At 66.6% G+C, this 23889-nt stretch carries 26 protein-coding genes and 1 pseudogene; 12 read left to right on the top strand and 15 right to left on the bottom strand.

Annotation, left to right across the window (positions count from 1 at the left end; all coding sequences use genetic code 11):
• Positions 1 to 161: 161 nt before the first annotated feature.
• Both chsH3 and kstD read right to left on the bottom strand, forming a co-directional pair.
• A complete protein-coding gene (chsH3, locus tag ACT86A_RS19540) occupies positions 162 to 1058 on the bottom strand; it encodes an enoyl-CoA hydratase ChsH3 (protein WP_445093603.1) in 897 nt (298 codons plus the stop codon).
• A gap of 133 nt (positions 1059 to 1191) precedes the next feature.
• On the bottom strand, positions 1192 to 2892 hold the full coding sequence (kstD, locus tag ACT86A_RS19535) for a 3-oxosteroid 1-dehydrogenase (protein ID WP_445093602.1): 1701 nt from the start codon (positions 2890 to 2892) through the stop codon (positions 1192 to 1194).
• A 113-nt stretch (positions 2893 to 3005) separates the two neighbouring features.
• Here kstD and ACT86A_RS19530 point away from each other — a divergent pair, with 113 nt between their 5' ends.
• From ACT86A_RS19530 to ACT86A_RS19505, 6 genes and pseudogenes are all read left to right on the top strand, one after another.
• Positions 3006 to 4631, top strand: a complete 1626-nt coding sequence (locus ACT86A_RS19530) for an FAD-binding protein (RefSeq protein WP_445093601.1) — start codon at positions 3006 to 3008, stop codon at positions 4629 to 4631.
• Position 4632: 1 nt separating this feature from the next.
• Positions 4633 to 5418, top strand: coding sequence for a 2-keto-4-pentenoate hydratase (locus ACT86A_RS19525; RefSeq protein ID WP_445093600.1), 786 nt, complete (start codon positions 4633 to 4635; stop codon positions 5416 to 5418).
• 10 nt (positions 5419 to 5428) lie between these two features.
• The gene (locus tag ACT86A_RS19520) at positions 5429 to 6367 is read left to right on the top strand and encodes an acetaldehyde dehydrogenase (acetylating) (RefSeq protein ID WP_445093599.1); all 939 of its coding nucleotides are present in this window, start codon (positions 5429 to 5431) and stop codon (positions 6365 to 6367) included.
• A gap of 12 nt (positions 6368 to 6379) precedes the next feature.
• On the top strand, positions 6380 to 7426 hold the full coding sequence (dmpG, locus tag ACT86A_RS19515; RefSeq protein WP_445093598.1) for a 4-hydroxy-2-oxovalerate aldolase: 1047 nt from the start codon (positions 6380 to 6382) through the stop codon (positions 7424 to 7426).
• Positions 7427 to 7495: 69 nt separating this feature from the next.
• Positions 7496 to 8977 carry an AAA family ATPase gene (locus tag ACT86A_RS19510; RefSeq protein WP_445093597.1) on the top strand — a complete coding sequence of 494 codons (1482 nt, stop codon included), beginning with the start codon at positions 7496 to 7498 and terminating at the stop codon, positions 8975 to 8977.
• A gap of 98 nt (positions 8978 to 9075) precedes the next feature.
• Positions 9076 to 9182: pseudogene (locus ACT86A_RS19505) on the top strand (4-hydroxy-2-oxovalerate aldolase family protein); the annotation flags it as partial.
• A 41-nt stretch (positions 9183 to 9223) separates the two neighbouring features.
• Here ACT86A_RS19505 and ACT86A_RS19500 read toward each other — a convergent pair.
• The 3 genes from ACT86A_RS19500 to ACT86A_RS19490 all read right to left on the bottom strand — a co-directional run bounded on the left by ACT86A_RS19500 (position 9224) and on the right by ACT86A_RS19490 (position 10569).
• Complete coding sequence (locus ACT86A_RS19500) at positions 9224 to 9460, bottom strand: hypothetical protein (protein ID WP_445093596.1); 237 nt, start codon at positions 9458 to 9460, stop codon at positions 9224 to 9226.
• Between the two features lie 111 nt (positions 9461 to 9571).
• Positions 9572 to 10018, bottom strand: coding sequence for a DNA-directed RNA polymerase subunit beta (locus ACT86A_RS19495; protein WP_445093595.1), 447 nt, complete (start codon positions 10016 to 10018; stop codon positions 9572 to 9574).
• 236 nt (positions 10019 to 10254) lie between these two features.
• Positions 10255 to 10569, bottom strand: coding sequence for a hypothetical protein (locus tag ACT86A_RS19490; protein WP_445093594.1), 315 nt, complete (start codon positions 10567 to 10569; stop codon positions 10255 to 10257).
• 173 nt (positions 10570 to 10742) lie between these two features.
• On the opposite strand from ACT86A_RS19490, the gene ACT86A_RS19485 reads away from it, so the two are divergent.
• The 3 genes from ACT86A_RS19485 (at position 10743) to ACT86A_RS19475 (ending at position 12899) form a co-directional block, all read left to right on the top strand.
• On the top strand, positions 10743 to 12173 hold the full coding sequence (locus ACT86A_RS19485; protein WP_445093593.1) for a CYTH domain-containing protein: 1431 nt from the start codon (positions 10743 to 10745) through the stop codon (positions 12171 to 12173).
• A gap of 100 nt (positions 12174 to 12273) precedes the next feature.
• Positions 12274 to 12489, top strand: coding sequence for a type II toxin-antitoxin system VapB family antitoxin (locus ACT86A_RS19480; protein WP_445093592.1), 216 nt, complete (start codon positions 12274 to 12276; stop codon positions 12487 to 12489).
• Positions 12486 to 12899 (top strand): PIN domain nuclease, encoded by a 414-nt coding sequence (locus ACT86A_RS19475; protein WP_445093591.1) that lies wholly within the window; start codon positions 12486 to 12488, stop codon positions 12897 to 12899. Before ACT86A_RS19480 ends, ACT86A_RS19475 begins: the two co-directional genes overlap by 4 nt.
• A 19-nt stretch (positions 12900 to 12918) precedes the next feature.
• On the opposite strand, the gene ACT86A_RS19470 is transcribed toward ACT86A_RS19475, so the two are convergent.
• From ACT86A_RS19470 to hsaA, 7 genes are all read right to left on the bottom strand, one after another.
• Entirely contained in the window at positions 12919 to 13323 is a 405-nt protein-coding gene (locus ACT86A_RS19470) for a type II toxin-antitoxin system VapC family toxin (protein ID WP_445093590.1), read from the bottom strand.
• The gene (locus ACT86A_RS19465; protein ID WP_445093589.1) at positions 13320 to 13592 is read right to left on the bottom strand and encodes a type II toxin-antitoxin system Phd/YefM family antitoxin; all 273 of its coding nucleotides are present in this window, start codon (positions 13590 to 13592) and stop codon (positions 13320 to 13322) included. The genes ACT86A_RS19470 and ACT86A_RS19465 overlap by 4 nt, the downstream gene beginning before the upstream one ends.
• Positions 13593 to 13722: 130 nt before the next feature.
• The gene (locus tag ACT86A_RS19460) at positions 13723 to 14544 is read right to left on the bottom strand and encodes an HAD family hydrolase (protein ID WP_445093588.1); all 822 of its coding nucleotides are present in this window, start codon (positions 14542 to 14544) and stop codon (positions 13723 to 13725) included.
• Between the two features lie 114 nt (positions 14545 to 14658).
• Positions 14659 to 15231: a 3-hydroxy-9,10-secoandrosta-1,3,5(10)-triene-9,17-dione monooxygenase reductase subunit gene (gene hsaB / locus ACT86A_RS19455; RefSeq protein WP_445093587.1), complete on the bottom strand. Its 573-nt coding sequence runs from the start codon at positions 15229 to 15231 to the stop codon at positions 14659 to 14661.
• Positions 15232 to 15251: 20 nt separating this feature from the next.
• Complete coding sequence (gene hsaC, locus ACT86A_RS19450) at positions 15252 to 16157, bottom strand: iron-dependent extradiol dioxygenase HsaC (RefSeq protein WP_445093586.1); 906 nt, start codon at positions 16155 to 16157, stop codon at positions 15252 to 15254.
• A complete protein-coding gene (gene hsaD / locus ACT86A_RS19445; RefSeq protein ID WP_445093585.1) occupies positions 16157 to 17035 on the bottom strand; it encodes a 4,5:9,10-diseco-3-hydroxy-5,9,17-trioxoandrosta-1(10),2-diene-4-oate hydrolase in 879 nt (292 codons plus the stop codon). Before hsaD ends, hsaC begins: the two co-directional genes overlap by 1 nt.
• A 9-nt stretch (positions 17036 to 17044) precedes the next feature.
• Complete coding sequence (gene hsaA, locus ACT86A_RS19440; protein ID WP_445093584.1) at positions 17045 to 18208, bottom strand: 3-hydroxy-9,10-secoandrosta-1,3,5(10)-triene-9,17-dione monooxygenase oxygenase subunit; 1164 nt, start codon at positions 18206 to 18208, stop codon at positions 17045 to 17047.
• Positions 18209 to 18488: 280 nt separating this feature from the next.
• Here hsaA and ACT86A_RS19435 point away from each other — a divergent pair, with 280 nt between their 5' ends.
• From ACT86A_RS19435 to ACT86A_RS19425, 3 genes are all read left to right on the top strand, one after another.
• Positions 18489 to 19676, top strand: coding sequence for a 3-ketosteroid-9-alpha-monooxygenase, oxygenase component (locus ACT86A_RS19435; protein ID WP_445093679.1), 1188 nt, complete (start codon positions 18489 to 18491; stop codon positions 19674 to 19676).
• Entirely contained in the window at positions 19676 to 20008 is a 333-nt protein-coding gene (locus ACT86A_RS19430; protein WP_445093583.1) for a hypothetical protein, read from the top strand. Before ACT86A_RS19435 ends, ACT86A_RS19430 begins: the two co-directional genes overlap by 1 nt.
• 187 nt (positions 20009 to 20195) lie before the next feature.
• Entirely contained in the window at positions 20196 to 21014 is an 819-nt protein-coding gene (locus tag ACT86A_RS19425; RefSeq protein ID WP_445093582.1) for an MBL fold metallo-hydrolase, read from the top strand.
• A 51-nt stretch (positions 21015 to 21065) separates the two neighbouring features.
• On the opposite strand, the gene ACT86A_RS19420 is transcribed toward ACT86A_RS19425, so the two are convergent.
• From ACT86A_RS19420 to ACT86A_RS19410, 3 genes are all read right to left on the bottom strand, one after another.
• On the bottom strand, positions 21066 to 21818 hold the full coding sequence (locus tag ACT86A_RS19420; protein ID WP_445093581.1) for a DUF427 domain-containing protein: 753 nt from the start codon (positions 21816 to 21818) through the stop codon (positions 21066 to 21068).
• Between the two features lie 260 nt (positions 21819 to 22078).
• Positions 22079 to 23320 (bottom strand): MFS transporter, encoded by a 1242-nt coding sequence (locus ACT86A_RS19415; protein WP_445093580.1) that lies wholly within the window; start codon positions 23318 to 23320, stop codon positions 22079 to 22081.
• Entirely contained in the window at positions 23320 to 23775 is a 456-nt protein-coding gene (locus ACT86A_RS19410; protein WP_445093579.1) for a MarR family winged helix-turn-helix transcriptional regulator, read from the bottom strand. Before ACT86A_RS19410 ends, ACT86A_RS19415 begins: the two co-directional genes overlap by 1 nt.
• Positions 23776 to 23889: the final 114 nt, after the last annotated feature.

Raw genomic sequence — 23889 nt, 5'->3', positions numbered from 1 at the left:
TCGCCCGGGTGATCCAGGGCCTGGCTGCCAGGCGGGCAGAGGTCGATGTCAATGCACTACGCCCGGAGGATGTCCGGCGTGGCACCGGCATCTGATCAGACAGTGTGCGGCGCGGCGTCGGCACGCGCGGCTGTCCTAGCTGCGTCCTACATCGACCCTTCCTATAGGTCACCCTTCGGGTGCGCCCGGCGTTCGGCGGGCTGGAAGCGCAGGGTGACGTCGTTGAGGACCGGTGCGTCGTCGCGCTCCACGACCGTCGCCGCGACGGTCAGTGTGTTGTCCTGTCGCCAGATGCGGGTGCGGATTGTTTCGCCGGGGTAGAGCACGCCCGCGAATCGGGCGCGGAACCCGGTGACCCGGCTCGCGTCGGCGTCCAGCGCAGTGTCTATCGCGGCTTTGCAGACGATTCCGTAGGTGCACAGTCCATGCAGAATGGGGGCGGGAAAGCCGGCCGCGCGGGCGAATTCGGGGTCGGAGTGCAGCGGATTGCGGTCACCGCACATCCGGTAGAGCAACGCCTGCTGGGGCAGCGTCGGTGTGGTCAGGTCGAAATCCGGTGCGCGGTTGGGCAACTCGGACTTGGTGCGGGGGCCGCGTTCGCCGCCGAAGCCGCCTTCGCCTTTAGCGAAAATAGCTGACCGCGTTGTCCACAGGGGCGCTCCATCGGAACCGGTGACGGTGTTCTCCTGCACCACCACCGCTGCCGAGCCCTTGTCCCAGATCTCCGTGATCCGTCCGGTGCTGGTCGCTTTACCCGCGGCGGGAATCGGCCGATGCACTTCGATCTCTTGGTGGCCGTGCACCACCTTCGCCAGATCGATGTCGATGCCGGGGAAGCTCACCTTCGGCCTCCCGGTCTCGTGCAGCGTCGGCGCCACAGTGGCGAAACTCGGCAGCACCTGCGGTTCCCGATCGTCGAGGTAGCGCAGCTCGGCGAGGTCGGTCCAACGCGCACCCGCGCCGAGGGCGAGGTGATAGAGCTGCACGTCGGAGGGCGTCCAGGTGAACTCCCGGCTGGGCAATCGCGCACCGAGCGCGATCTTCGGGTCGATAGGCATCAGAACTCCTTGTGCATGATTGTGGACGAATCCAGACTGCCCGTGTTTCGCCGACACACACGCTCCACGACGGCGTCACCGCGGACCGATGCGGCTGATGCCGCGTACTTGCGGCCGGGAGCCCGACCCGCCCTCAGGCCCCGGCAGCGGCCGCAGCGTGCCGCGCCTTCTTACGTTCGGCGATATCCAGCACCGCCAGATAACCGAAGGTGAGTGCGGGACCAATGGTGGCCCCGGGGCCCGCATAACTGTGGCCCATCACCGGGGCGCTGACATTGCCGCAGGCATAGAGGCCCTCGATGACGGTTTCGTCCGCACGCAGCACCCGGGCGGCGGTATCGGTGACCAGGCCACCTTTGGTGCCGAGGTCGCCGGGCACCATCTCGGCGGCGTAGAACGGTCCCTTCCCCAGCGCCGCCAGGCACGGGTTCGGCTTGACCGTCGGATCACCGTAATACTTGTCGTAGGCGCTGTCGCCGCGATGGAAGTCCTCGTCCACGCCGACGGCCGCGAAGCCGTTGAACCGTTCGACGGTCGCGGCCAGGTTCGGCTCCGGTATGCCGAGCTTCGCGGCCAGTTCGGCCAGCGTCGGCGCCTGCACGATGCGGTCGTTTTCCATCCAGCGGGACGGAAACCGCCGGCCGGGCCGCAACCCCGCGAAGATGTAGCGGTCGCGGTAGCGCTGGTCGAACACCAGCCAGGCGGGCAGGTTCTCGCCCGGTCCATCGCCTCGACCGTACTGGCCGCCGTACATCGCGTGCACGGCCTCGACGTAGGGCGCGGACTCATTTCCGAAGCGCTTCCCGTCGGCGTTCACGACGATGCAGCCGGGTAGGTTGCGTTCCGCCAGACAGAACCAGGGCTTGCCGCCCTTGAAGATCGTCGGCCCCCACCAGGCGTCGGCCATGGTATCGACGGCCGCGCCGAGTTCGAGACCGGCGTTGATGCCGTCGCCGGTGTTGGCGGCCGCGCCGGTGGTCCATTCGCTGGTGATGGGCTCGCGCTGGTAGGCGTGCCGCATCTGCGCGTTGCGCTCGAAGCCGCCGCTGGCCAGCACGACGCCGTAGCGTGCGGCGACGCGGATGCTCGCCCCCTCGTGTTCGGCCTCGATCCCGGTGACCCGCTCGTCCTCGACGAGCAGCCGGGTCAACGCGGTGTTCAGCAGCAGCGGCACATCCGCGTCCAGCAGTCCCTTGCGCAGCGCCGCGACCAGCGCCTGTCCCATGCCGAGGAGGTGTTTGCCGGTGAGCCGGGCCCAGGCGGTGCGGGCGGCGATCCGGATAGCGCGCAGCAGGCCGCGCGGATGCCGCCGGATGAGGTTGAGCTGCCTGAAATCGGCCTGGGTGACCACGACGTTGCGCGGCGCGCTGCTGTAGGGCGGTTCCAGATCGAACCGCGCCGAACCGAGAACCTTCGCGTCGAACGGCTTCGGTTCGCACGAGCGTCCTTCGGCCCGGCCGCCCGGCGCCTCGGGGTAGTAGTCGCAATAGCCCGGCACCCAGCGCATTTTCAGCGGCGTGTGGTCGAGTACGAAGTCGAAGGCTTCGGCGCCGCGGTCGATGAAGGTGTCGATGCGTTCGGGGGGTACGACGTCGCCGATGATGGCGTGCAGGTAGGTCCGCGCGTCTGCACGGTCGTCGGGCCGACCGGACGCGCGCAGCGCCTTGTTGCCCGGGATCCACACGCCGCCGCCCGAGCGTGCCGTCGACCCGCCGTAGTGCGCGGCCTTTTCGATGACCACCACGCTCAGCCCGAGATGGGCCGCGGTGAGGGCAGCGGTCAGGCCGGCCGCCCCGCTGCCGACCACCGCCACGTCGTATTCCCGATCTTTCATGTAGAACACGTTATAGAATGGACGCGCTATTGGTCTATGTTGTGTGGCAGATGGCTTGCTCGACATTCCATTTGCCGAGAAACTTGTTTCAATTTGAGACCGGAGTGCAGGACATGGCCCTCGATTGGGACCTGGCCGCGGACGTTGTCGTGGTCGGATATGGCACCGCGGGTGCGGCGGCCGCCCTGGAAGCGACGGCGGCGGGCGCCCGGGTGCTCGTCCTCGAGCGGTTCGCGGGAGGCGGTGCGTCGGCGCTGTCCGGCGGCATCATTTATGCGGGCGGTGGCACCTCGGTGCAGCGCGAGGCGGGAGTCGAGGACACCCCGGAGGCGATGTATGCCTATCTGGAACGCGAGGTCGGCGACGTGGTCACCGCCGAGACGCTGCACCGGTTCGTCGATGAGAGCCCAGCCCTGATCGAGTGGCTGAAGGGGCATGGCGTTGCTTTCGACGCCTCGCTGTGCCCGTACAAGACCTCCTACCCCAACGATCACTACTACCTGTACTACTCCGGTAGCGAGAGCTCTGGCGCCTTCCGGGATATTCCGGCCGCCCCGCGCGGACATCGGGTGAAAGGCCGGGGCGCTTCGGGTAAGCAGCTCACCGGCGCGCTCGCCGCCGCAGCTTCCCGGCTCGGCGTGCGCGTCGAAACCCGTACGCGTGCAACTCAATTGATAACCAATAGCGCCGGTTCGGTGATCGGCGTCGAATGCCATACGCTGCGTGACGCGCCCGGCCGAGTTCGGGACCGCTACACCCGCATGGCGAATGTCGCGGCCAAACCGGGTATCTACTATCCGCCGCTGCGCCGACTGCTGGAACGGCGTTTGGCCGGGCTGGAACGGCGGTATGGCACCACGATTCGCGTCCGCGCCCACCGTGGGGTAGTGGTCAGCGCGGGCGGGTTCATCGCCAATCGCGACATGGTGCGGCAGTACGCACCGGCCTATCGCGGAGGTCTTCTGCTGGGCACCACAGCTGACGACGGCGGCGGCATCCTGATGGCACAGCAGGTCGGTGCGGCCGTCGACCGGATGGACAACATCTCCGCGTGGCGATTCCTCTTGCCGCCCAGCGCTTTCACCCGTGCCCTCTTGGTGGATGCCGCTGGTCGCCGGGTCATGGACGAGACACGCTACGGCGCCGCTATCGGTCACGCGCTGATCACCGAACACGGCGGAAAAGGGTGGCTTTTGGCCGACAACGCGCTGATGCGCACCGCGATCGGGCAGATCGGCAAGCAGAGCACGTGGTTCCAGCGCGGGCAGTTCGAGACCATGCGGCGCACCGCGATTCACGGCGTCACGCTCGAGGAGGCCGCGACCAAGGCGGGCATCGACCCCGCTGGGCTGCGAGCGACGGTCGAGGCGCACAACACCGCGATCGCCAGCGGCGCCCCCGATCCGGTCGGCAAGCCCGCCGAGTTCACCCAGCCGGTGGGCACCGGCCCGTTCTGGCTGTTGGATGTGGGCATCAAACCGAGCCGGACCAATCCGTGCCCCATGCTCACCCTCGGCGGCGTCGTCGTGGACGAGCGCACCGGCGCGGTCAGGTCGACCGAAGGTGCGGACATCCCGGGACTTTTCGCGGCCGGGCGAACCGCGATCGGTGTCTGCTCCGAGTCCTACGTCAGCGGTCTGTCGCTGGCCGACTGCGTCTTCTCCGGCCGCAGGGCGGGCCGGTCCGCGGCGGGCGAGCAGGTCACAGCGGTCGATCGAGCAACTGTGGAAGGGGACTAGCGTGCTGTCGGACGCGATACGAACCGAACTGGCCAACGAACTCGAGCGCGCCGAGCGCGAACGGGTAGCGATCGATCCGCTGATCGCCAGGCACCCCGGCATCGACGTGGTCGACGCCTACGAGATCCAGTTGATCAACATCCGGCGCAGGCTCGATAGAGGCGCCCGCGTGGTCGGGCACAAAGTGGGCCTGTCCTCGAAAGCCATGCAGCAGATGATGGGCGTCGATGAGCCGGACTACGGGCATCTGCTCGCGGAAATGGAAGTGTACGAAGATGTTCCGGTCGAAGCGGGCCGCTACCTGTTCCCGCGCGTAGAGGTCGAGGTCGGCTTCGTGCTCGGCGCCGACCTGCCGGGAGCGGACTGCACCGAGCAGGACGTGTTCGCCGCCACGGCCGCCGTCGCGCCCGCGATCGAGCTGATCGACTCGCGGGTCAAGGACTGGAACATCGGCCTGGTCGACACCATCTCGGACAACGCGTCCTCGGCCGGTTTCGTGCTCGGCGCCCAGCGCGTGGCGCCCGCGCAGATCGACGTCACAGCGATCGACGCGGTGCTCACCCGTAACGGTGAGGTGGTCGCCGAGGGCCGCAGCGACGCCGTACTCGGCGACCCCGCGATAGCGGTCGCCTGGCTGGCGCGCAAGGTGGCGGACTTCGGCGTCCGGCTGAAAGCGGGTGACATCGTGCTGCCCGGCTCGTGCACCCGCGCGATCGATGCCCGCCCGGGCGACGCGTTCCGCGCCGAGTTCGCCGGACTCGGTTCTGTCCGTCTGCAATTCAGCTAGGGAGGCTGTCGTGTCCGCGAACAGGACCGTCACCGCCGCGATCGTCGGGTCCGGCAATATCAGCACCGATTTGCTCTACAAGCTGCTGCGTTCGGAGAAGATCCAGCCGCGCTGGATGATCGGGATCGACCCGGACAGCGAAGGCCTGAAGCGGGCGCGCGGGCTCGGGCTGGAAACCTCGCACGAGGGCGTGGACCGACTGCTGGCGCAATCCGAACTGCCCGACCTGATCTTCGAGGCGACCTCGGCGTACGTGCACCGCGCCGCCGCGCCGCGCTATGCCGAAGCGGGCATCCGCGCCGTCGACCTCACCCCGGCCGCCGTCGGTCCCGCCGTCGTGCCGCCGGTGAACCTGGGCGCGAATCTCGACGCGCCGAACGTCAACATGATCACCTGCGGCGGTCAGGCGACGATCCCGATCGTCGCCGCGGTGTCGCGGGTTGTTCCGGTGCCGTACGCGGAGATCGTCGCGTCGGTGGCGTCGGTCTCGGCGGGCCCCGGAACACGCGCGAACATCGACGAGTTCACCAAGACCACCAGCCGCGGTGTGCAGACCATCGGCGGCGCGGCCCGGGGCAAGGCGATCATCATCCTCAACCCGGCCGAGCCGCCGATGATCATGCGCGACACCATCTTCTGCGCCATCCCGGAAGACGCCGACACCGACGCGATCGCCGAATCCATCCACCGGATGGTCACCGGCATCCAGCAGTACGTGCCCGGCTACCGCCTGCTCAACGAGCCGCAGTTCGACGAGCCATCGGTGGTCTCCGGCGGCATGGCGAAGGTGTCGGTGTTCGTCGAGGTGGAGGGCGCGGGCGATTTCCTGCCCCCGTACGCGGGCAACCTCGACATCATGACCGCCGCCGCGACACAGGTCGGCGAGATCATCGCCGAACAGATCTGTGCACAGCGCGGCGACCAATCGGACACCACGGCCCGGGTGTAAGGAGCTTTCGAAATGACCTTTTCAGCGGAACTCGACATCCGCGTCACCGATACCTGCCTGCGCGACGGATCGCATCACAAGCGCCACCAGTTCACCGGCACGGAGGTCCGCGACATCGTGGCCGCGCTGGACGGCGCGGGCGTCCCGGTGATCGAGGTGACCCACGGCGACGGTCTCGGCGGCTCGTCGTTCAACTACGGCTTCGCCAAGACCCCGGAACAGGAACTGGTCACCATCGCCGCCGAGACGGCGAAGCGGGCGAAGATCGCCGTACTGATGCTGCCCGGCGTCGGGGTGACCGAGGACATCAAGATCTCGCAGGACAACGGCGCGTCGATCTGCCGGATCGCCACGCATTGCACTGAGGCCGATGTGTCGATCCAGCATTTCGGCCTGGCGCGCGCGCTCGGGCTGGAGACCGTCGGGTTCCTGATGATGTCGCACACCCAGCCGCCCGAGGTGCTGGCGGGGCAGGCCCGCATCATGGCCGACGCGGGCTGCCAGTGCGTCTACATCGTCGACTCCGCCGGAGCATTGGTGCTGGAACAGGTTTCCGACCGCGTCGCCGCGCTGGTCGCCGAACTCGGCAGCGACGCCCAGGTCGGTTTCCACGGTCACGAGAACCTCGACTTGGCCGTCGCCAACTCCATCTACGCCATCCGCGCGGGCGCCACCCAGATCGACGGCAGCACACGCCGTTTCGGTGCGGGCGCGGGCAACACACCCGTCGAAGCGCTGGTCGGCGTGTGCGACAAGCTCGGCATCGGGACCGGCATCGACTTCTTCGCCATCGCCGACGCCGCCGAAGACGTCGTCCGCCCAACCATGCCGCAGGAATGCCTGCTCGACCGCCAGGCGCTGATGATGGGCTACGCGGGCGTCTACTCCAGCTTCCTCAAGCACGCCGAACGTCAAGCCGAACGCTATGGCGTCTCGGCCGCTGAAATGCTCGTGCGTGCGGGCGAGCGCAAGCTGGTCGGCGGCCAGGAGGACCAGCTCATCGACATCGCCCTGGAACTGCGGCGAGAGCAGGCGACCGTCACCGGCCTGACCGGATGACCTGCCGTCGACTGCGTGGACATTAAGAGTAGTACAGTTATCATAAGTGCATTACTCTTGGGAGGTCGCGTGCGAAAGCCGTCGGATATCTTCGATCGCGACCGGGAATGGGAGGCGCTGGCCCGGTTCGTCGAGGATCCCACACCGGGTGCGTCTCTCGGTGTGGTCTCCGGTCGCCGCAGGCAAGGCAAGAGTTTTCTGCTCGAGGCGGTCTGTGAAGTCGCCGGCGGCTTCTACTTCTCCGCGCAGGAGGCGACCGACGCGGAATCGCTGGCCGCGATCGGGGAGGCGCTCAGCCACCACCTCGATCTTGTCGCTCCCTTCACCCCGGCGAACTGGGGGCAGGTGATCGACGTACTTCTGCGCATGGGCCGCGCGGGGAACACGCCCGTGGTGATCGATGAGTTTCCCTATCTGGCCAGGGCGAATCCAGCTCTGCCTTCGATTGTTCAGGGGGCGTACTCGCCGAGACGCGCCGAGCGCACCGCTTCTCGCACCCGGTTGCTGCTGTGCGGTTCGGCGTTGTCCTTCATGGGAAATTTGCTTTCGGGAAATGCCCCGCTGCGCGGCCGCGCAGCACTCGAGTTGCCGGTCACCACATTGAATTACCGGCGCGCAGCGCAGTTCTGGGGAATCGATGATTCGCGGCTGGCTCTGCTCGTGCATTCGGTGGTGGGCGGAACACCGGCGTATCGGACTGAGATGATCCGCTACGACGCGCCCGCGGATCTCGCGGATTTCGATGACTGGGTGGTTCGAGCGATCCTGTCCCCCGGAAGCCCGATGTTCCTCGAGGCGCGGTACCTGCTCGCCGAAGAGCCCGATCTCCGGGATGGCGCGCTCTATCACTCCGTGCTCAACGCGATCGCCGCCGGCAACACCGGCCGGGGCGGCATCGGCGGCCACGTCGGCCGCCCGGTGAACACGCTGGCGCACCCCTTGACCGTGCTCGAGGACGCCGGTTTCATCACCCGCGAGGCCGACGCCTTCCGCGCCAACCGCAGCGAATTCCGGATCGCCGAACCGCTGGTCACCTTCTATCACGCGATCATGCGGCCGTTCTGGCCTCAGCTGACCTTAGCCACGGACACCGGTCGGATCTGGCAGCGGGCGTCGCATCGGTTCGCCAGCAACGTGATCGGTCCGCACTTCGAGCGAATCTGCCGCGAGTGGGCCATGCTTTTCGCCCAGGAGAGCACCGGCCGCAATCGGCTCGGCGACTTTCCGGTGCGGGTTTCGTCCGGCACGGTCAATGATTCGGCGAACCGTACGACACACGAGGTCGACGTTGTCGCGATCGGTCACGCCGATGACGGCCGCCCACCGCTGCTCGGCATCGGGGAGGCGAAATGGAACGAGGTGATGGGCCTCGGCCACTTGGACCGGTTGCGGCGCATTCGCGAACTGCTCGCCGCGAGCGGGAAATTCGATCTCACCGGTATGCGCTTGCTCTGCTATTCCGGCGCGGGATTCAGCGCAGACCTGCAACGGGCCGAGCGGGAAGGTGAGGTCGAGTTGGTCGGGCTGGACGAACTATATGGCCGCTGGTGAACGCGCGAAGTCAGCTCGCCATCGCGGGCATGCCGTGTGGAGAATGGCAACGGTGATCGGCCCTTTCCGTGCGGTGCCCGGTTCGTCAGCCATGTGGTCGATCCCTGATGATGGGCTACGCGGGCGTCTACTCCAGCTTCCTCGAGCATGCCGAACGGTAAGCCGAGCGCGCTACAGCGTCTCGGCCGCCGAAATGCTCGTGCGCCGCTGCTGCCGCCGATGACCATCGGCAACCGGCGGCCGGTATCAGCGCACAATCGCGGGCAGGCGGTGCGGGGCGAGCAACGGCACGGTGGTCGGCAAGGTCCGCGTCAGCATCCAGGGCTCCGGGGCGGGCGCGGCGGCAACAGCCGGTTCGGTCGAGTGCCCGCAGTGTGGGCAGTGCGATTCCGGACAAACACGGTCGAGGCGGCGCTCCAGCACCGCCATACCGACGAAGTAGCAGGCCGCTGTCCATACGGTGGCGGCGAAAGCAATGAACATCGGGCAGTCCCCCTTGAAAAGAGCGTGGTGCGAATATCTCTCGGCGACGTCGCAGAGAAAGAACGTCGTCATGCGCGACCGGTTCACCCGCGCGACCTGTGTCGGCCATGCTCATCGGCCCATACCCGCAGGGCCGTGACTACCGTGTGACCCGACGGGCGAAACATGTTGCGCGGAGGCTCTATCCAGTGCCGTATGCCTCCAGCCGCCGTGGGCGATGGCAGGGCGATCACCGCCCCCGGTATGGGCGATGGTGACATTCGATCGCCACAGTTCGGCGAACATCGCCACGTCGGCGAGTTCGATATCGGGATCGGTCAGAAATGTCCATCGGCCCGACCGCGGATGCGCGACGATCGGCCCCAGCGCGTCGCCGCGACTCTGTATGTGGGCCTTCACCCGCTGCCCCAGCCGAATCGGCATGGTGACGCCCCACACGCTGCCCGTGCGCAGGATGATCCGGCCCAGTTCAGGTGGGTCGATGACGGCGGGTAAGCCGCAGATCCGCCGGTAGTAGAGGCATCGGGATTGCGGGGTGTCCCCGAAACCGGTCGTCATCGCGATAGCCATAGCTGTTCACACCTCAATCTGGGGTAGTCGGTGTTGCCGTCGAGCACCAGGTGCGCGGCAAGGTGGGGTGAATGACTTCGCCGCCAGTGATGGAGAAAGTTCTCGGCGGCGGTCCGGCAGGCGCACGCGTCGACCGTTTCGCCGGAGCTGTAGGTGAAGCGGATGTGCAGGTCGTCCTCATCCGGCCGCGGCGACGCCGAACGCGGCGGCGTTCGCATGGGTGGTCACCGCGCGGCGCCGTCGGTGTGATTCGCGCCGAATAGGTCGAGCGGGAACCGCCTGGAGCGTCCACCTGAGCGCCAGGGCGAGGCAACCATGGCACGCCCGACAGCCTCGAGCAGCGGCACCCGCAACAGATCGGCCAACCCCTTCGCCTCACCCGTGATCTCCGCGATCCGCATGGCGGCTACCGCCTGCTCCAAGTCGAACGTCCGCCCCGGCATGGACGAAACCACCCACGCCCCTTGCCCGACCGATCGGGCCTGGTGGTCGGTGTAATCGCTGGTCATCAGCGCGCCACGCACTATCTGTATCGCCATCGCTCCCCGATTCTCAGTCCAGCATGCGCGACGCCTTTCGGGCATGGTGGACAGTGCATCCAGTAAGCCAAGGCGCGCATGGATTTTCGATCACACAGCGGGGATATCACCGGCCGACCTGATAATCTCGCGGTGAGATAAACCCTGGTGGGGGGCTCAGGACGGGGGAAGTCGTGCATGGATCCGCGTTCAGGCCGGTCGTCGTCCCCACCGAAATTTGGGCGCGTGAGGAAGCCCGGCGTCTTCTCGCCGATCGTGATGTCGCCGGTATCCTCCGGCTGGTGCAGCAGCACACCGGCGTCAGCCAGCAACGCCTGGCTACCGCGCTGGCCATCTCCCAAGGCCGGATCAACGAACTGATCAACCGGCGCCGGCAGGTCACCAGCCTCAGTTCGTTCCAGCGACTGGCCGACGGCCTGGGGATGCCGGACCCAGCCCGGATCGCCCTGGGACTCGCACCCCAGAACGACCACCCGACCACGTCGGCCGATCACATCGAGATCACCCGCACCTACCCGACCCAGGCCGACGCCGCCGAGGACATCCGCACAGCGGTCCGCAATGCGGCCACCGTCGATGTCATGGCGGTGCGCGGGCTCGGCATCCTGGGATTGAAGGACTCACTCCTACGCGAAGTCATCCCGGTCGACGCAAGGCTACGCGCACTTCTGCTCGACCCCGACTCAGCTGCCGCCGCCTACCGCGCGCAGGAGATCGGCGAATCGGCCGAGTCATTCTCCGCCGGTATTCGTCTGTCCCTCTCACGATTGCGTGAATTGGTCGCTGCCGGACGCCGAGTCGAGGTCTACCTCTACGATCACGTGCCGGTATGGCGAATCATCAGCGTCAACGGGCCCCGCGGAATCATGTTCGTCTCTGCATTCACCGACCACCGCGAAGCCCATGCGTGCCCGACCCAGCGGATCGAACCCAACCCGGCGGGATTCTGCACCACGCCTTTCGCCGAACCGTGGAACAGGCCATCACCACCGCACACCGCGTCGTCTGACCAGCCACAGAGAGGCAGCACCGTGATCGAGGCCGAATACAAAGCCAGGTTGACGAACCCAGGCCGGGTTCGCGCCGCCCTACGCGAGCGAGTCACACCCGATGTCGTGTCCTACCAGGACACCTACTACGACACCCCAAGCGGCGACCTCGACCGCACCGGCCGTGAATTCCGGCTCCGCACGGTGGAAGACCCCTCCGGCAGTCGCCGACATGTGCTCACCTTCAAAGACCCCGCCGTCGATGAGGCGACCGGGTCCAAACCCGAATTCGAAACCCCCGTCGCCGATCGTGACGCCATGCGCGACATCATCGCCCGGCTCGGATACCAGCCCGCCCTGGCCTTCACCAAACGATGCGAAAACTTCGAGTTCACCGCCGTCGGCAGGCACATGCTCGCCACCATCGCGGAGGTCCCGGAAATCGACGGCACCTTCCTCGAATTGGAAACCCGAGCCGAAGAACCCGACCTGCCCCAGGCCTTCACGGACCTACGTACAGTCCTCTCCGAACTCGGCGTCACCTCCGAAGAACTGACCAACGAGCTGTACACCGACGCGGTCCGACAGGCACGCCATCCAACGGATGTTCGCTGATGTCGCGAAGGGATCGGCGGGGTGAGATCCGGGCCTTCTACAGCAGTGCCTGCTGGTGATATCAATTGTTCAGTCTCAGATATCGCTCGGGAGGTGCCGCGTGACTCGGACCGTGATAGACCTCGATGACCAGCTTGTGGCCGATGTCTCCAAGGCGCTGGGCACAAGAACGACGAAGGAGACGGTGAACGCGGCGCTTCGTGAGGTGCTGGAAACGCGTCGCCGCGCGCTGGCTCTCACTCGTCTCCAGGATGCCGTCGCAGACGGTGCGTTCGATCTGGATGTCCTCGGGGACAAGCGGAAATACCGTCGGTGAGCGCGGCTGAGTTCCTCATCGACACGAGCGCTCTGGTCCCGCTCGTCAGAGGTGACGACGAGGCACGCGTGTGGCGGCGCGCCGCCGCTGCCGGACTGATTGCGATCTGCCCGATCACCGAACTCGAGTTCTTTTTCAGCGCACGCTCCGTAGCCGACCGTGAGCGAGCGGTGGAAGACATGCGGTCGCTATTCGGTTGGGAGCCGGTCGATGATCGTGCGTATGACCGGGCCTGGACCGTGCAGGGAGAACTGACGAAACGAGGGCTGCATCGCAGCGCCGGCCCGGTCGATCTGGTGGTGGCCGCTGCCGCCGAGCTGCGAGGGTTGACGTTGCTGCATCGAGACCACGACTTCGATTGCATTGCCGGGGTGACCGGCCAGCCCCATCAGTGGCTCGGTTCCAGCTAGTGCGCCGGAATTGCTCGAGCTAGACCGCGACGATCTCGAGCATGCTTTCCAGCCCGCGAAAATCCGCGCTGTTGCGGGTGTAGAGCGGTAGTCCGCGTGCTGACGCGATCGCCGCGATGAGCAAGTCCATCCGGCGGGGCCGCGGGTCGCGTTTCGCTGTCAGGGTGAGTGCTACCAGGGTGCCGTAGCGTGTCGCGGCGTCCTCATCGAATGGCAGCGGATCGAAATCCACGAGGGCGGCGCCGAGTTGCTCCGATCGTGCTGCCCGGGTGGCGGTGTCCTTCGCCATCGCAACGCCTTGGTGCAACTCGGCCAGCGTGATCGCCGTGATCTCGGGTAATTCGGGCAGGACCGCCGGATCGAGCGCGTACAGGTCGATGTACGTGCAGGTGTCGAGTACACCCGAGGTGTGCCGGTCGCTCATGAACGCGATCCCCAAGCGTCGTCGCCGATGCGATCTTCCGTTCCGAAGAACTCGTCGGCCTCTTGTCGCATTCGGGTGTAGTCGACGCGCGGAAGTTTGCGATGCCGTTCGACGAGCTCTTCGGCGCTTCGGCGGCGCTGGCGGCCGACTGGTCGCACCTCGGCCACCTCGACTCCGTTACGGGTTACGCGAAACGTCTCCCCGGCCTCGACGGCATTCATGACCGCCGCAGAGTTGTTGCGGAATTCCCGCTGCGTGATCACCTTCATGCTGAGATTGTAGCCCCGTGTAGCTCGATGGGCTACGGGCGGCCTTCCCGGTGATCTTGATGCATGGACTACATACCGTCGCGATGGTCTTGCTACCGCTGGGCGACGGGCGCGCAGTGGTGAGCGAAGGTCAGAACCACCGGGTCAGGAGTGTGGCCAGGCCATCCTCGCCGACCGGTGGGCAGACTTCGTCGGCTACAGCCCGAACAACGTCGGGAGCATGCCCCATGGCTACCCCGTGGGCTGCCCAGGCGAGCATTTCCAGATCGTTGACACCATCGCCGACCGCGAGGGTCCCGCTTGCTGGAGCGCCGAGCTGAACGCGCAGCTTCTCCAGTGCGGATGCCTTGGTCACCCCCGGCGGGGTAGCGACCATCCACGGTCCGTCCAGGCTGATTGCATACTGCATCCATGGCGTCGGCGTCGATGCGAGAACGGCGGCAAGCTCAGCACTGGTTCGTCCCCGCCAGTGCACGGTCAGCCGGGTGGTAGGGGTCGAGACCAGTTCGCTGAAGTCGACTCGGCGCTCCGTGCTGCTGATCTCCGGACGCATATCGGTGTGCCCGGTCGTGCGATCGCCGACACCGGCCTCCTCGGCGATGAACACCGCACCAGGGAGCAGCTCACGCAGCACCGCAACCGGTTCGGCCAAGTCGAACGTGATGCGGTCGACAATCCTACCGGTAGCGGCGTCGATCCAGACCGCACCGTTCGAGCAGATCGCGATGCCTGCTGACAAGTCGAGTTCGGTCAGAAACGGCAACACCGACAACACCGGCCGCCCGGTGGACAACACTACGTGCACGCCGGAACGCAACACTGCTGTGAGAGCCGCACGCACCCCAGGGCTGATCGTGGTATGCGAAAGAAGCGGGTGCGCCCCTTCCGCACAGATCGTGCCGTCGATATCCAGAGCAACCAGATCCGGCCGCCAACCCGCAGGGGGAATCATCTTGCGAAACCTGAGCAGTAGCTTGCGGGTTTGTCATGGCAGATCTCGGGATCGGGAGTGATCCGGCTGCGTAGAGACATCCTTCGACTGTAGTGAGCGTGGTAGTCCGCCGGCCTACAACCAGGTGTCCAATGTCGTCGTGGTGAGGAAGTGTTCGAGGTCGGCGCGCCAGGGGGCCGGGGTGGTTTTCTCCGGTTCGATGGCGGTGTACTGGCCGCGGTAGAACAGCAGAGGGCGGCCGGTGGTGGTCGTTTCTGAGAGGGTCCGGACTCGGCCGATGACGATGTAGTGGTCGCCGCCGTCGATGGCGCTGGCGACTTCGCACTGGATGGTGGCCAGGGCGTTGTCCAGGACCGGAAGCTCCAGGTCGGAGGCGTGCCAGGCCGCGCAGGCGAACTTGTCGGTTTCGCGGGAGCCGAAGCGGGCGCACAGTTCGCGCTGGTGTTCGGCGAGGACGTTCACGCAGAAGCGCCCGGATTTCTCGATCGCCGCCCAGGACCGGGACGCCTTGGTGGGGCAGAACAGCACCAGCGGTGGTTCGAGGGAGAGGGCGGCGAAGGATTGGCATGCGAAGCCGATCGGCATGTCGTCGCCGTCGAAGGTGGTGATCACGGTGATGCCGGTGCAGAACTGCCCCAGCACATTCCGGAACCGCCGTGGATCGATCTCGAATCCGTCCGCGGTCATCGTCTCGCTCGTCCGCTCGGTCACCGCTGCCGTTGTCCGATGGTGAAGTCGTGACCCCACAGGCTCACCGCCGTGGATTCCCGCGCGATCCAGTTGTGATCGTCCACTGCCAATCCCTCACAGCCGAATTCGACGTCGAAGTCGCCCGGCGTCTTCATGTAGAAGGAGAGCATCTTGTCGTTGACGTGCCGTCCGAGCGTCGCCGACATCTCGACTTTCCGGCGCAGCGCGCGGTCCAGGGTCAGCCCGACGTCGTCGGCGTTCTCCACCTCGAGCATCAGGTGGACGATGCCGCTCGGCGTCGGCATGGGCAGGAATCCCAGCGAGTGGTGGCGCGGATTGCAGCCGAAGAAGCGCAGCCAAGCGGGCTCGCCGTCGGCGGGCCGACCGACCAGTTGCGGTGGCAGCCGCATCGAGTCGCGCAGCCGGAAGCCGAGCACGTCACGGTAGAACTCCAGCGCCGCTTTGTCGTCCTTGGTCGAGAGCACCACGTGCCCGAGCCCCTGCTCCTCGGTGACGAACTTGTGCCCGTAGGGACTGACTACCCGGCGATGCTCCAGCGCCACACCGTGGAACGCCTCGAGCGTGTTGCCGGAGGGATCGTCGAACGTGATCAGCTCGTACACCCGGCGATCGGCCAGTTCGGCGGCCGCGCCCTCCTTGTAGGGCACTCCAGCCGCGTCCAGCCGGTTGCGGACGTCCTGCAACTCCTCGGCGTCGGCGGTCTCCCAGCCCGAGACCTGCAGCCGGTCCTGCTCGCCGGGGACGATCACCAGCCGGGCCGGAAACTCGTCCATGCGCAAATACAGTGCTTCGGGATCGGCGCCCTTGCCCTCGACCAAGCCGAGAACTTTCAGCCCGTACTCCCGCCAGGCGGCCATATCGGTCGCCTCGATACGTAGATATCCCAGTGCGCGGATTCCCATCACTCCTCCTTGACGCCTGCGAGGAAATCGATGGCCAGCCGGTTGAACTCGTGGAACTTCTCCAGCTGTGCCCAGTGCCCGCAGCCGCCGAAGACGTGCAACTGGGCGCGCGGGATCAGCTTGGTCGCCACCAGCGCGCCGTCGAGCGGGTTGACCCGGTCCTCGCGACCCCAGATCAGCAGCACCGGCTGACGCAGCTTGTAGGCGTCACGCCAGAGCATTCCCTTCTCGAAGTCCGCGTTCGCGAACGATCTGCCCATGGCGCGGGTCGCGGCCAGGGCCTGTGGTGTGCCGGCCGAGGCGAACCGCTCGTCGATCAACTCGTCGGTGACCAACGACTGGTCGAAGACCATGATGCGCAGGAACGCCGCCAGGTTCTCCCTGGTCGGCTCGTAGCTGAACTTGGCAAGCAGTTTCACACCCTCGGTCGGGTCGGGCGCGAACAGGTTGGTGCTCAGGCCGCCCGGGCCCAGCAAGACCAGTTTTCCGGCCCGGTCGGGGTAGTCGAGCGCGAAGCGCACCGCCGCGCCGCCGCCGAGCGAATTGCCCAGCAGGTGCACCCGCGAAGTGATCCGCACGTGGTCGAGCAGGTCTTTCAGCGCGGACGCGCTGTGCACGAAATACTGCGGATGCTCGGTCGGCTTGTCCGAGCCGCCGTATCCCGGCTGGTCCACGGCCAGCACATGGAAATGCTCTGCCAGCACCGGAATGTTGCGGGCGAAGTTCGACCATGCGGACGCGCCCGGCCCGCCGCCGTGCAGCAGGACGATTGTCGGCCCGTTGCCGACGCCCGCCTCGTGATAGTGCAGCCGCAGGTCCGGGCGCACCTGCGCGTAGCTGGAGGTCGATTCGGCGGTGAGTTCCGCGGTTGAGGTCACGACCGCCTCCTACACCATGCCGTCGGTGACCGGAAGACCGAATTCGTGCGTGCCGTACATCAGGTACGCGCGCTCGGGGTCGTTGGCCGCGTGCACCCGCCCGGCGTGCGCGTCACGCCAGAAGCGTTGCAGGGGAGTGTCATTCGCGAGCGCGGTGGCGCCGGAACTCTCGAACAGCTTGTCGATGGCGGCGATCGAGCGGCAGGTGGCGCGCACCTGGTCACGCCGGGCTCGCACGCGCAAGTCGAACGGTATCTGCTTGCCCGCGACCAGCAGTGCGTATTCGTCGGCCACGTTGCCCGACAGCTGCCGCCAGGCCGCGTCGATGTCGCTGGCAGCCTCGGCGATGCGCACCTTGGCGAAGGGGTCGTCCTTGGTCTTCTCGCCCGCGTAGGCCGCGCGCACCCGCTTGCCCTGGTGCTCGACGTGCGCCTCGTAGGCGCCGTAGGCCATGCCGACGATGGGCGCGGAGATGGTGGTGGGATGGATGGTCCCCCAGGGCATCTTGTAGACCGGATCGGTGTTCTGTTCCAGCCCAGGAGATCGTAGTTCGGTCATGGCGCGAAAGCTCAGGAACCGGTACGACGGCACGAAGATGTTCTCGACCACGACGGTATTGGAACCGGTTCCGCGGAGACCGACCACGTTCCAGACGTCATCGATGCGGTAATCGCGGCGCGGGATGAGGAAGCTGCCGAAATCGACCGGTCTGCTGTTCTTGATCACCGGGCCGCCGAGCACCGCCCAGCTCGCGTGATCGCACCCGGACGACCAGGCCCACGCACCGCTGACGATATACCCGCCGTCGACAGCCGTGCCCGCGCCCATGGGTGCATAGGAGGACGAGATCCGCACCTCGGTGTCCTCGCCCCAGACATCTTCCTGTGCCTGTTGTGGGAACAGCGCGAGATGCCAATTGTGCACGCCCACAATGCCGGCCACCCACCCGGTGGAGCCGCACGCGGCGGCGATCTTGCGCACGGTGTCGTAGAAGACCACCGGATCGGCGGCGTGACCACCCCACTGCTCGGGCTGCAGCAACCGGAAGAAGCCGGTCTCTTGCAACGCCTTCATGGATTCGTCGGGGATGCGCCGCAGGTCCTCGGCCTCCTGCGCGCGTTCGCGCAGCATCGGCAACAGCGCTTCGACCCGTTCGGTCACTGCTCGCGTCATCTCGGGACCCGCTCCTGCCTGGTCGGTGGACAACCGAAGTCGTTCGCCTCTGAGATTAGAACAGGTTCCTATTTATGTCGAGCACCGGTGCCGGCTGCGGGTCGGGTGTGCGCTCATGCGGGAAGTGGGGTGAATCGCTGGCGTCCGAGGCGGCAATTTTGTAACGTGTTCTAGTATAGCGGGAGGAAGGATCGCGATGGCAGTTACCTCACCGCCACCGAGCGACGGGCCCGGCGGCAGCGTGCGCAATCACGGCGGAACCAGCGCGGCGGCCCGTCCGATGCCGCGCAGCTGTGCGCGGGTGCGAGAGCTGGACGTCGGCTCCGTCCCCACCCGGTATGCGCGGGGATGGCATTGCCTGGGTTTGGCCGAGACCTTCCGAAACGGCAAGCCGCACGCGGTCGACGTGTTCGGCGGCAAGCTCGTCGTCTGGGCCGATAGCAACGGTGAACTGCGGGTGCTGGACGCCTACTGCAGGCATATGGGCGGCGACCTGAGCATGGGCGAGGTCAAGGGCGACGACATCGCCTGCCCGTTCCACGACTGGCGCTGGTCGGGGATCAGCGGCAAGTGCACCGCGATTCCGTATGCGCGCCGCGTGCCGCCGTTGGCCCGCACCAGGAACTGGACAACACTGGAGCGCAACGGTCAGTTGTTCATCTGGCACGACGTCGAGGGCAGCCAGCCGCCACCCGAGGTCACCATTCCCTACATCAAGGGCCCCTATACCGACGCCGACGGCAACCCGGCCGAGGAATTAGACGGCCGGTGGACCGACTGGACCTGGAACTCGATGCTGATCGAGGGCGCCAACTGCCGCGAGATCATCGACAACGTGGTGGACATGGCTCACTTCTTCTACATCCATTTCGCCTTCCCGACATACTTCAAGAACGTTTTCGAGCGCCACATCGCCACCCAGTTCCTGGAGACCAAGGGCCGGCCGGATATCGGCATGGCCGCCAAGTACGGGGGCGACACGCTGCTGAAGTCCGAAGCCTCCTACTACGGCCCTGCGTACATGATCAATCCGCTGGTCAACATCTACAGCGGTTACGAGGTCAAGAGCGTGCTGATCAACTGTCACTACCCGGTCACCCAGAACTCCTTCGTCCTGCAGTGGGGCATCACCCTGCAGAAGCCGCAGGGCGTCGACGGTGCCGCCGCCGACCGGCTGGCGAAGAAGATGACCGAGGGCATCAGCGTCGGCTTCCTACAGGACGTCGAGATCTGGAAGCACAAGTCCAAAGTGGACAACCCGCTGCTGTGCGAGGAGGACGGACCGGTTTACCAGCTGCGTCGCTGGTACGACCAGTTCTACGTCGATCTGGCCGACGTCACCGAGAAGATGACCCAGCGCTTCGAATTCGAAGTGGACACGACCAAGGCCAACGAGGCGTGGACGGCCGAGGTTGCCGAGAACCTCCGTCGCAAGCGCGGGGCCGCGGAAACCGAGGCGGGCGTCTGATGGCCGCCACCTGGGCGAAGGCAGCCGATTTCGCCGACCAGCCCGCTCGGCGAGCCGAACTGCGCGCCCAGACTGTGGCCGACGAACACCGGTATCTGGAGGAGGGCCTGACCCCGCTGCGGTGTCAGGCCTGCCGCAATCAGGTGCTGGTGCGCAAGAGCAGTACGCACCAGACGTCGGTGCAGTGGACCGGTGACCCGGCCGAGCACTGCCCGGTTTTCGCCGAACCGAGCGCGAGCGGCTACCAGCCGGGCCGCCCGGAAACCTGCCCTCAGCTGGAGCGCACCATCGCCTGGGCGGTGCACGAGGGCATCCTCGAAATCCCGGAATAGGCACCGCCTTCGGCGATCGGTCGGCCTGTTGATCGCCATGACGGCGAGCGTCGGTGTCGCGGCCGAGTCAGGATCGGGCTATGTTGACCGGAGTGACGCCGACCGGAGTGACGCCGACCGTAACGACACAGACCTTCGTGCCGGATCGGATCGGTCCGATCCGGTGCCGCAGGAGGGAGTTTCCGCGATGCTGGTGCGCCATCTGGACTGCGCGATGATGTGCCCGGTCGGCGGACGCGCGCTGCTCGGCAGTGGGGGCCTGTTGAGCGGCAGGTTGGTCGGACACTGCCTGCTCATCGAGACCGACGATGGACTAGTGCTGGTGGACACCGGATTCGGGATGGCCGACGTGCTCGACCGCAGCAGGCTCGGCTTCGGCACCGCGCAGCTGTTGCGGCCGCAGTTGCGTCCCGAACTCACCGCGCTGCACCAGATTCGCGCGCTCGGCTATCGCCATGCGGACGTCCGCCACATCGTGCTGACCCATTTGGACCTCGACCACGCGGGCGGCCTGTCCGATTTCCCCGACGCTACCGTGCACGTCTTCGCTGACGAACTCGATGCGGCGACGCAGCGGCCGACGATCGGCGAGCGCTGGCGCTACCAGCCGCGGCAGTGGGAGCACGGGCCACGCTGGCTCGCCCACGAGACCGGCGCCGACTCGTGGTTCGGTTTCACCGCGGTACCGGTGCTCGAGGACATCCTGCTGATTCCCCTGATCGGGCACACTCGCGGGCACAGCGGCGTCGCGATCCGGCAGAGCGACGGGTGGCTGCTGCATTGCGGCGACGCCTATTTCCATCACCGCCAGCTCGAGTCGGCCGATGCGCGCCCACCGGTCGGGCTCGGGCTCTTCGAGGTGCTCGCCGGCACCCTGGGGCGTGAGCGGGTGGAGAACCTGGAGCGGCTGCGGACGCTGCGCGCCGAACACGGCGACCGGGTCCGGATGTTCTGCGCGCACGATCCGCATGAACTCACCGCGTTCGACGCTGCGCCGGCCCGCTGAATCCGCTCCGGCCGGCCGGAAATCCGCGAAATCGGATGAACCCGGGGCCGCTCAGCTGAACGGTGAGCGGGGGCGCTCCTGGAGTTCGCCGTCCAGGTAGATGTCGACCTTTTCGTTGTAGAAGCACACCAGCCCGGCCACCTTCTGGCTCTCGGGCAGCGGGGTGCGGTAACCCCACACGTAGTCCGGGTATTCCTTGCCCTCGATGCGGACCGACCAGTAATCGGCGGTGCCTTTGTACGGGCAGCTCGTATGGGTGGCCGACGGGTGCAGCAGATCCATGCGAACGTCCGTCATGGGCAGGTAATACCGTGCGGGCAAACCGGTTTCGAACAGGATGCGCGGCGCGTGCGAGTCGGCGACCGGCACGCCGTCGATCTCCACCCGCACATGCCGCGAGCCGGCCAGGATGTCGACGCGCGAGTACGGATCGCGCGGGTGGACGTAGATCGGCTCGTCCTCCTCGAACCACTCGTCCATCGCGCCCCACTCCAACCGGACCAGGTCACGCAACTCGGGGATCGGCGAATCGTGATACCGCAGCGCCGCCGCACCGGCGGTCGTGCCGTCCACCGAGACGTCGTACACGGTCGCGTCGCCACGGCTGGGGGAGTGCTGGGTGGTTCCGTGCGGTTCGAGCTTCGCGCGCAAATCCGCGACCGGCAGATAGTAGGTCGGGTAGTGCGGGCCCTCCCATACGAGCACCGGCCTGATGCTGTCGGCCACCAGGAATCCACCCAGATAGACCCGCACCCGCTTCTGGCTGGTCTCCACGCGCACGCGGCCCCGCTTCGCTTCGGTCATACCTCCTGACCGTACTCCGCCAACGGACTTCCTACCGGCGGGCTTTGCATAGTTTTGCGTCGAAGTCACCGGTACACACACATGCATGTAAAAGTATGCGTACAACTCGCCTCGACGGTGGACTGCTCCGGTTGGGGCGCACTGCTGCCTCTATCCGATCCGAAGCACAGACCTGATCCAGCAGGAACAGATGGTTCTCCGGTATGTGGATGCGTACGCGTGCGATCACGCGCTCGATACGTTGCCTCGGATCACGGCGGTTAGTCGTCGCCGACGGTGATGGCCTGGGCTTCCTCGACGCTGTGCGGGGCGGGGTCATGGTCGTCGATGTGGGCCAGGACCGAGCGGCCGGCCAAGAGGACGACGACCGATGCCGCCGTGCCTGCCGCGCCGACCCAGAACGGCAGCGCCATGCTGTGCTCGCCGAGTTTGCCGGCGAGGTAGGGCGCGGCGGCGCCGCCGGCGAAGCGGACGAAGCTGTAGGCCGCCGAGGCGGTGGACCGCTCGACCGGTGCCGAGACCATCACCGCTTCGGTGATCAACGTGTTGTTCACGCCGAGGAACAGACCGGCCAGCACAGTGCCCGCGATCAGCACCGGCTTGTGCTCGGCGAACATGCCCATCACGGCCAGATCCGCCGCGAACAGGCCCAGCGACACTCCCATCATCGGCAGCGAACCGAACCTGCGCTGCAGCCGAGGAGCCAGAAACACCGACGCGATCGCCAGCAGCACACCCCAGCCGCAGAAGATGAAGCCGATCGCGTGGGCGTCCATGTCCAGCGGGAACGGGGTGTACGCGAGCAGGGTGAAGAAGCCGTAGTTGTATAGCAGGGCAGTGATGCTCACGATGAGCAGCCCGCGATGGCGCAGTGCCCGGAACGGCGCGGTGATCGAGGTGCGGTGGGTGGGCTGGGGGCTTTCCGGCAGCAATGTGACAATGCTGACCAGTGCGATCGCCATCAGCACCGAGACGCCGAAAAATGGTCCACGCCAGCTGATTCCCCCCAGCGCGCCACCGACCAGCGGTCCGGTCGCGATTCCGATACCGAGTGCCGCCTCGTACAGGACGATCGCGCGGGCGACACCGCCGCTGGCCGCACCGACGATGGTGGCCAACGCGGTGGCGATGAACAGCGCGTTCCCCAGACCCCAGCCCGCCCGGAAGCCGACGATCTGGGCGACCGTGTTCGACATCCCGGCCAGCGCCGCGAACACGATGATGACGGCGAGCCCGGCCAGCAGCGTCTTCTTGGCGCCGAAGCGGCTGGACACCACGCCGGTGACCAGCATGGCCACGCCCGTTACCAGCATGTAGCTGGTGAACAGCAGCGACACCTGTGACGGCGAGGCGTGCAACTGTTCGCCGATCGGCTTCAGAATCGGGTCGACCAGGCCGATCCCCATAAAAGCGATCACACTCGCGAACGCGACCGCCCATACGGCTTTCGGTTGCCTGGTGTTGGCGGCGGCGTGTGCGCGAGTGGCAGCCACAGTACTCATCAGTGTTCCCTCGGGGTTGGAGTGCGCTGTCGCGCAGCTGTTTTCAAGGCCTCCAGGAGGTCGTGCAATTCGGCGTCCAGTCGGGTCAGACGTTCGGTGTCGAAGCCGGGAAGACGTTCCGCCGTCGCAGCGGCGACGGTCCGGCGGAATCGGCCGAGACGTTCGCGTCCGGCCGGGGTGAGTTCGACCATGACGGCCCGGGAGTCCTCCGGGTCCCGGCGCCGTGCTGCGAATCCTTCCGCGACCAGCTTGCCGATCAGCGTCGTCGCGGCCGGCTGGGAGCACCGGTCGATCCTGGCGAATTCGCTGACCCGCACACAGCCGTGTTCGTCGAGCACCGCGAGTGCTCGCGCCATGGCTCGCGGCAGGTCGTCGCCGCTGACGGCCCCGGCCAGCCGAGTGAGCCTGCTCGCGGTGACGAGAAGGTCGACGACGATGTCATCCGCTGCGTTCACCGGGGCATGCTGCACGGGAACATTATTACATAGGCTAACTATTTATTTCCCGGGGCCGCATCGCCTACGTGTCGGGTATCGGCGTTCGGGGCGGGGCCGGCGATCGAGGCCGCC

It is taken from the genome of Nocardia glycosmidis (assembly GCF_052545115.1).
This window is presented reverse-complemented; position numbering and strand designations above follow the sequence as displayed.

Bases quoted from the DNA above. Each gene is read 5' to 3' on its own strand.
- ACT86A_RS19415 (WP_445093580.1), bottom strand. From the start codon at position 23,320: ATGAGTACTGTGGCTGCCACTCGCGCACACGCCGCCGCCAACACCAGG.
- dmpG (WP_445093598.1), top strand. From the start codon at position 6,380: ATGACCTTTTCAGCGGAACTCGACATCCGCGTCACCGATACCTGCCTG.
- ACT86A_RS19430 (WP_445093583.1), top strand. From the start codon at position 19,676: ATGGCCGCCACCTGGGCGAAGGCAGCCGATTTCGCCGACCAGCCCGCT.
- kstD (WP_445093602.1), bottom strand. From the start codon at position 2,892: ATGAAAGATCGGGAATACGACGTGGCGGTGGTCGGCAGCGGGGCGGCC.
- ACT86A_RS19465 (WP_445093589.1), bottom strand. From the start codon at position 13,592: ATGAAGGTGATCACGCAGCGGGAATTCCGCAACAACTCTGCGGCGGTC.
- ACT86A_RS19530 (WP_445093601.1), top strand. From the start codon at position 3,006: ATGGCCCTCGATTGGGACCTGGCCGCGGACGTTGTCGTGGTCGGATAT.
- ACT86A_RS19425 (WP_445093582.1), top strand. From the start codon at position 20,196: ATGCTGGTGCGCCATCTGGACTGCGCGATGATGTGCCCGGTCGGCGGA.
- chsH3 (WP_445093603.1), bottom strand. From the start codon at position 1,058: ATGCCTATCGACCCGAAGATCGCGCTCGGTGCGCGATTGCCCAGCCGG.
- hsaB (WP_445093587.1), bottom strand. From the start codon at position 15,231: ATGACCGCGGACGGATTCGAGATCGATCCACGGCGGTTCCGGAATGTG.
- ACT86A_RS19460 (WP_445093588.1), bottom strand. From the start codon at position 14,544: ATGATTCCCCCTGCGGGTTGGCGGCCGGATCTGGTTGCTCTGGATATC.
- ACT86A_RS19420 (WP_445093581.1), bottom strand. From the start codon at position 21,818: ATGACCGAAGCGAAGCGGGGCCGCGTGCGCGTGGAGACCAGCCAGAAG.
- ACT86A_RS19500 (WP_445093596.1), bottom strand. From the start codon at position 9,460: ATGTTCATTGCTTTCGCCGCCACCGTATGGACAGCGGCCTGCTACTTC.
- ACT86A_RS19435 (WP_445093679.1), top strand. From the start codon at position 18,489: ATGCCGCGCAGCTGTGCGCGGGTGCGAGAGCTGGACGTCGGCTCCGTC.
- ACT86A_RS19470 (WP_445093590.1), bottom strand. From the start codon at position 13,323: ATGAGCGACCGGCACACCTCGGGTGTACTCGACACCTGCACGTACATC.
- hsaA (WP_445093584.1), bottom strand. From the start codon at position 18,208: ATGACGCGAGCAGTGACCGAACGGGTCGAAGCGCTGTTGCCGATGCTG.
- hsaC (WP_445093586.1), bottom strand. From the start codon at position 16,157: ATGGGAATCCGCGCACTGGGATATCTACGTATCGAGGCGACCGATATG.
- ACT86A_RS19490 (WP_445093594.1), bottom strand. From the start codon at position 10,569: ATGGCGATACAGATAGTGCGTGGCGCGCTGATGACCAGCGATTACACC.
- ACT86A_RS19495 (WP_445093595.1), bottom strand. From the start codon at position 10,018: ATGACGACCGGTTTCGGGGACACCCCGCAATCCCGATGCCTCTACTAC.